2 protein-coding genes and 1 pseudogene are annotated in these 804 nt (G+C 58.2%); 2 read left to right on the top strand and 1 reads right to left on the bottom strand.

Translation table 11 applies throughout. From position 1 onward, the window contains the following. Positions 1–190: pseudogene (locus HLUSI_RS26680) on the top strand (GDP-mannose pyrophosphatase); the annotation flags it as partial. 10 nt (positions 191–200) lie between these two features. Here HLUSI_RS26680 and HLUSI_RS33375 read toward each other — a convergent pair. Further along, complete coding sequence (locus HLUSI_RS33375; protein WP_167321456.1) at positions 201–377, bottom strand: hypothetical protein; 177 nt, start codon at positions 375–377, stop codon at positions 201–203. 309 nt (positions 378–686) lie between these two features. On the opposite strand from HLUSI_RS33375, the gene HLUSI_RS34880 reads away from it, so the two are divergent. Then, positions 687–804: sigma factor (locus HLUSI_RS34880; RefSeq protein ID WP_269147395.1), on the top strand; the 118-nt coding region annotated here is incomplete at its 3' end.

Here is an 804-nt window from a genome sequence, read left to right as displayed (position 1 = left end):
GGCGCCGCGCGCGCGCGCGCGCGCAGGCGAGGGCGGCGGCAATGTCGCCGAAGGGGAGGATATCGAGGTGATGGAAGTGCCGATCCAGCAGGCGCTGATGATGATTGCCGAAGGTGAAATCGCCGACGGCAAGACCATCATGTTGCTACAGTACGCGCAGTTGCACCTGTTCGGCGCAGGGCCGAACTAGCGCAGGTAAATCAGGACGGTCGGGCGACGCGCCATTGACGCCACACATGACGCGTCACGACCGCCACCGGAATCCCCAGGCCCAGCCAGCACAGCCAGTCCCAGATGCCGTCGCCGAAAATCCCCGCAGCCAGTCCGCCCAGCGACAGCGCTCCCAGCAGCAGCGGCATGGTCCATGTTCCCTTCATGCTTTTTCTCCCAATAAGCTCAGTTCGATCCACGAAGCCGGTCATGATGGCGCCGGCGGCGGTTGCGATTATTGTTGATTCTTGATGACGTTTTCGTGCAGGCGATTATAGATGAAAACAATTCTTGTTTATATTCGATGATCAGCAATAAGGGGCTATCAAATCATCGATATCGCCGTCCAATGAACATCGATTTGAAGCGACGAATGTGTCTGGGGATTGTGGCGCGGCGTCGGCATGGATTAAAATGAGAAGCATTCTTATCAACGCCGAAATCCCTCCGTGGCCGAATCCACCCTCCAGCCGGACATGCATTCCTTTTACAGCAGCCATCACGGCTGGCTGTTTGGCTGGCTGCGCAAGAAACTGGGCTGCACGCACAACGCCGCCGACGTTGCGCAGGATACGTTCGTGCGCATCATCGCGT

The sequence above is a fragment of the Herbaspirillum lusitanum P6-12 genome, assembly GCF_000256565.1.
GTDB lineage: Bacteria > Pseudomonadota > Gammaproteobacteria > Burkholderiales > Burkholderiaceae_D > Herbaspirillum > Herbaspirillum lusitanum.
This window is presented reverse-complemented; position numbering and strand designations above follow the sequence as displayed.